This is a genomic window from Faecalibacterium sp. BCRC 81149 (genome assembly GCF_022750605.1).
GTDB lineage: Bacteria > Bacillota > Clostridia > Oscillospirales > Ruminococcaceae > Faecalibacterium > Faecalibacterium duncaniae.
In genome coordinates this window covers 1-5,331 of sequence record NZ_QXJA01000030.1, presented here as the reverse complement: position 1 = coordinate 5,331, position 5,331 = coordinate 1, and the positions used below count along the sequence as shown (strand labels likewise).

At 51.8% G+C, this 5,331-nt stretch carries 5 protein-coding genes and 1 pseudogene; 3 read left to right on the top strand and 3 right to left on the bottom strand.

Annotated elements, in window-relative coordinates; translation table 11 throughout:
- Together D3F01_RS15670 and D3F01_RS15665 are read right to left on the bottom strand one after the other, a co-directional pair.
- Window positions 1–500, bottom strand: a 500-nt coding sequence (locus D3F01_RS15670) for a toprim domain-containing protein (RefSeq protein WP_242889596.1), incomplete at its 3' end; no start/stop codon positions are given.
- A gap of 340 nt (window positions 501–840) precedes the next feature.
- On the bottom strand, window positions 841–2,337 hold the full coding sequence (locus D3F01_RS15665) for a glycosyltransferase (protein WP_342760537.1): 1,497 nt from the start codon (window positions 2,335–2,337) through the stop codon (window positions 841–843).
- Between the two features lie 513 nt (window positions 2,338–2,850).
- Between D3F01_RS15665 and D3F01_RS15660 the strand changes: the two genes are divergently transcribed.
- From D3F01_RS15660 to D3F01_RS15650, 3 genes are all read left to right on the top strand, one after another.
- Window positions 2,851–3,810 (top strand): MarR family transcriptional regulator, encoded by a 960-nt coding sequence (locus D3F01_RS15660; protein ID WP_112116545.1) that lies wholly within the window; start codon window positions 2,851–2,853, stop codon window positions 3,808–3,810.
- Window positions 3,794–4,135, top strand: coding sequence for a hypothetical protein (locus D3F01_RS15655; RefSeq protein WP_186850374.1), 342 nt, complete (start codon window positions 3,794–3,796; stop codon window positions 4,133–4,135). Before D3F01_RS15660 ends, D3F01_RS15655 begins: the two co-directional genes overlap by 17 nt.
- Before the next feature lie 213 nt (window positions 4,136–4,348).
- The gene (locus D3F01_RS15650; RefSeq protein ID WP_112116541.1) at window positions 4,349–4,831 is read left to right on the top strand and encodes an NADAR family protein; all 483 of its coding nucleotides are present in this window, start codon (window positions 4,349–4,351) and stop codon (window positions 4,829–4,831) included.
- A 310-nt stretch (window positions 4,832–5,141) separates the two neighbouring features.
- Here the strand turns inward: D3F01_RS15650 and D3F01_RS15645 are convergent.
- Window positions 5,142–5,331 (bottom strand): annotated as a pseudogene (locus tag D3F01_RS15645) (hypothetical protein); the annotation flags it as partial.

Here is a 5,331-nt window from a genome sequence, read left to right as displayed (position 1 = left end):
ATCCAGTCGGCTCGCTCCCGGCATAAAGCCGCCTCATATAAGGCATCATATTCTGTTCCCGGTCTGAGCTTCTGAAAGCCTTCCCGGATAGCACTGTCCTCCATTGATGAAATCCAAAGCCGTTCCACCGGCTTTTTGCAGCCGCACTGATGGTAAACCAGTCGGAAAATCAGTTCGCCCTCACGCCCTGCATCGGTTGCACAGATCAGACTCTCCACATCTTTCCGCTGCATGAGCTTTTTCAGGATTCCGAACTGCTTTTTCGTGCTGGCGGACACCTGATACTGCCAATGTTCCGGCAAAATCGGAAGATCATCATACTTCCACTTTGCATACTTTTCATCATAGGCTTCCGGCTGGGAAAGTTCCACCAGATGCCCCACACACCAACTGACAAGGTAGCCATTGCCCTCCATATAACCGTCCCCGCGCTGATCTGCCCCGATCACTTTCGAGAGACTCATGGCAACCGAGGGCTTTTCCGCTAATACAAGCTTCATTCGATACTGCTCCTTTCGCAAAAAAATTAGCAGCCAGGCACCGAAGCGCATGACTGCTATGTAAGGAACGGTATTCTGTTTTAGGTCTACAAACTGGGCCTTTTATGATCTTGCCACAGCTTATCAGTCTATGCACGTCAACTGTTGAAACCGCCGTGTACCGAACGGTACGCACGGTGGTGTGAGAGGACGGCGGCTAGTCACCGCCTCCTACTCGCTTGTGCCCATGTTTCGGCCCTCCACATCATCACTCCGCGCATGCGTTGTGCCTCGCCGCAACGCATTCTGCCCCTCGCTGACTCATCGCCAGGCATCGCTGATGGTGTTCGTCTGCCCATCCTCACTTCTGCAGTATCTGCTTTTCGTTCTCCTGCACACGCCGCTCGAGCGCTGTATACTGCCGGAGCTCGTCCTCGGTAAATCCCCGGAACTTCGCCTGCTCGTAGTCACGCTCCGCGGCCGCGATATCCTGCAGCACCGCATCCGACGCCGGCAGCAGCTCGAGACGAATCATCCGCGGCTCGCGTTTTTTCTTCGTCATTCCGTTCGCGTCTGCATCCTGTGCCTCGCCACGCTTTCCGAAAAGACCGGTCGCCTCGGCTATTTCCGCCGCTTCACGTCGTTTCCTCGGCACGTCGACCACTTCGAGCATCCCGCGTGAGACCAGCTTCTGCAGCGCGGCGCGCAGATCCCCGCGGCTCATATGCATCAGCTCCGCGAGATCCTTCCGGCTCAGCGCCTTTCCGGCATCCTTTCGATCAGTCGCCTCCACGGCATCTTCCCGCGCAGGCATCTGCGCTTCAGCCCCTCGAGTGAGCGCCTTTCCCGCGTCCTTCCGATACAGCAGCAGCGACAGCTCCGCCAGCGTCATATCATACTTCAGCGCCACCGACTCGAGATAGCGCTCGAGCAGCTTCCGGTCGCGGTACTTCTCCACGATGATCCCATCCTCCGAAATCACCTCCTGCAGCGCCTGGCTCCGCTCCTCACCGAGCTTCTGCGTCCCCGGAATCGTCGCCGGGAACACGAAACCATCCTTCGCCGCATCCACTAGAAAATGATAGACCTGCAGCCGCTTCCGCTCATACGCATCCTCATCCAGCACATGCTTGAAGAAGTCGTTGTAGCACTCGAACATCGCGAGTTTCATCTCCACCGTCCGCGCGAAGCTGATCTTCTGATTCACCAGCGAACCCTTCGTCTTCACATAATAGTAGACCGGCGTCCGCAGCGCATAGAACGTCGTCGCATAGCGCACATACTCGAGATTAAACAGAAAATCCTCGCACCAGCTGAGCTTCGCATCCATCCGGATCCCGTGCGCCTCCACAAGCGAGCGCCGGTACAGCTTATTCCACAGCACCCCATAGTAGTAGTCCGCCGGGTTCTCCATCATGAAGCCAACGAACGCTTCACGCCCGATCACCTGGTCCGCGTCGATATCCCCCTTCCGCGACACCATCTCTCCGACGACACGATAGAAATCCGCGATCACCATGTCGCAGCCCGTCTCCTCGGCCGCCCGCACCATCAGCTTCGTCGCATCCGCCGTCAGCCAGTCATCACTGTCCACGAACTGCAGAAACGTACCCCGCGCCCGCGCGATCGCCTGGTTTCGCGTATCCGACACCCCCGTATTCTCCTTATGCACGACCACCACGCGCGCATCCGCCCGCGCATATCCGTCGCAGATCTCCCCGGACCGATCCTTACTTCCATCATCCATGAGGATCAGCTCGAAATCCCGAAACTCCTGATTCAGAATACTGTCCACACAGCGCGCGAGACTCTTCTCCGCGTTATACACCGGCACGATGATACTGACCTTCGGCTCCATAGGCACCTCCATCAAAAAACTACTTCTAGTTGTACCATAAAACCCTCCCGTTGACACTCGTATATTTCTGCTCACTTTTCCCGGGCCAATGTCTCGGCCCTCCGCCTGCTCACTCCGCGCCCACGCGTCCGCACCCTCCACCTTCTCACGTCGCGTCCACCCATTCGCACTCGTTGCCTTTATCGCGCCCATGCCTCCGCCCACTACCTCCTCACGTCGCATCGAAGCACCAATTCCCTCATGAAAATGTCATATTACAGCATAAATTCGCTCATGAAAGTGTAATGAAGCACGGATTATTCCCTCATGAAAGTGGCAAAATACTGAAAAGAACGCTCATAAAAGTGGCAGAGCACGGAAATCTGAGAGGAAAAAGAAGGTGCCATGGTGTTAAATTATTCTTATGATATTTCCGCTTCCTGATGATTTTTTTGAATTATCTTAACTTTAATATCGAAACTTAACTTAAAACAAGTTATAATACAAAAATAGAGTTAAATAGAAGGAGAACATATGGAATATCTCTATAAAGTTCTGGGAATTAAAGCGACAGTTCAGCGCGCAGAGTTTGACCATCTGCCCAATTATATAGCTGTAAGGTATCGTTTACAGAAGGTATCCATGGATGGACAGAAAGTGATTTTTCTTTATCCAAAGACAGAGTTGGAGCAGATCGAAGTGCTGAAAAAGCATATTGCCCGTATACAGAAAAAAGAGAACCTGCCTGTCGTGCTGGTGCTAAACGAACTCAGTTATCGTCAAAAGGAATATCTGCTTCGTGAAAAGATCCCGTTTATCGTAGATGGAAAACAAATCTATCTGCCGTTTATGAGCGTGTATTTGCAGGAGCGGTGCGATGCGGAGAAGCAGCCAAGAGAAGATCTGCTTCCGTCGGCGCAGCTGCTTTTATTGCATTTTATTTACGGCGGCACGAAAGAACTGCCGTCGAGCCAGGCAGCGAAGGATTTAAAGCTGACAGCTACGTCTATATCGAGAGCATCGAGACAGCTGGAGGAGATGGGGCTGTTGCAGATAAAGAAAGCTGGTGTGCAGAAAATTCTGCTGTCCGAAGATCCGCCGGAAGTGCTGTTTCAGAAAGCGGAAGAGACTCTGTTGAATCCGGTAAAGCGAACGGTCTATGTTCCGAAGGAGTATATTGGGGCGGATATGCTGGTAAGCGGATATTCGGCACTGGCAGAATATTCGATGCTGAGCGCACCAGCCGTCGAGTGCTATGCGACAGATAAAATATCTCAATGGAAAAACGTTATGACAAACAGACTTCAGGATTCGAAGACTCAGGTGGCGGTAGAAATGTGGAGATACGATCCTCGGATTTTAGCTACTGGACATAGCGTTGACGCGCTCTCGCTGGCTCTGACATTAAAAGACGATACAGATGAACGTGTTGAACAGGCAGTGGAAGAACTGCTGAGCGAAGTATGGAGAAAGATAGATGGTAGGAAAATATAAAGTAGTCACGCTCTGTGGCAGCACCCGCTTCAAAGAGCAGTTCATGGATGCCCAGAAGCGGCTGACGCTTGCGGGTTATATCGTCATCAGCGTCGGGCTCTTCGGCCACGCCGGCGATCAGGAAGTCTGGGACGGCATGGACGAAGGAACCCTCTCGAAAACGAAGGAAATGCTCGACGACATGCACAAACGGAAAATCGACATGGCTGACGAAATCTACGTCATCAACGTCGGCGGCTACATCGGTGACAGCACCCGCTCGGAAATCCAGTACGCCGAAGAGCACGGGAAACCGGTCCGGTACTACCAGAACATCCGTAAATAGGAGATGCTGAGTCAGCTTTCGGAGGCGAGACAGGATATCGCAGATGGAAAGTGCAAAACCGGCGCCCAGGTAGCCGAGAACCTGGGAAAAAAGTACGGATTTATATAAAGACAGCCGAAATCAGGCGTATGATGTGAAAAATTTTGTCGTAGAACAGTGCTATGATCATAGTGCAGAAAACCATCTGCAGCATATAGACAGGAGGAACGGATTATGAATACAAAGCAGATCATCGGCTTTCACAATCCGGATGAGGAATACGGATATTTGAGTAACTGGTATCGGTCGGATTTCGAAAAGGACGGCATCCGGTTTTCATCCATGGAGCAGTACATGATGTACCAGAAGGCGCGCTGCTTTCGGGACGAGAAGGTCGCCGCAGAAATCCTGAAAACCGATGACGTCGGCCGCATCAAGGAACTGGGCCGCCAGGTTTCAAACTATGATGAAAGCAGATGGAACGGCATGCGCCAGATCCTCGTCTACGAAGGCCTCCTCGCAAAGTTTGAGCAGAACGAAGACCTGAAGGCTCAGCTCAAATCCACCGGCGACGCCATCCTCGCAGAGTGCGCCGTCAAGGACCACATCTGGGGCATCGGCTTATCGATGAAGGACCCAGATCGACTCGACGTGAAAAAGTGGCACGGAACGAACCTGCTGGGGTATGCACTCATGATCGTACGAGAACGGGTGTGAAGGGCGAAAATCCAGATACCAATATAAATACGTATTTGATGATTTATAGATATGAATAAATGCAGATCAAAATGCGCAGAATATGAGCACTTATAGACATTTAATCAACACTATATGAAAATATGCCTATTATTTTTGAGAGATGCTGGATGGTAAAATTCCGAGTTGTTGAGCTGTTCTTACTTTCTATTTTATCAGATATCGCCTACAGAGTCCATAGCTTCATAGCTCAAAACAGTTCACCCACCAACCATTTGGCTATGTAAAGGGGACGGCTTTTCAGCCGCCCCACCGGTCAACGCTGCGTTAATCAGACAGGTTCATCTTCCGATTCCGCTTCATAATCCTCGTTGACATCCACTTCTTCGTCCTCGTCACCATCATCCTCCGGCAGCTGGAGCGTATCTTCATCCTCATCGTGATAATCCGCATCCGGGTCCGGCTGATTTTTCTTGGACGCAGGCTTTACGCCCTTCATCTTGATATAGAGATAACCGCCG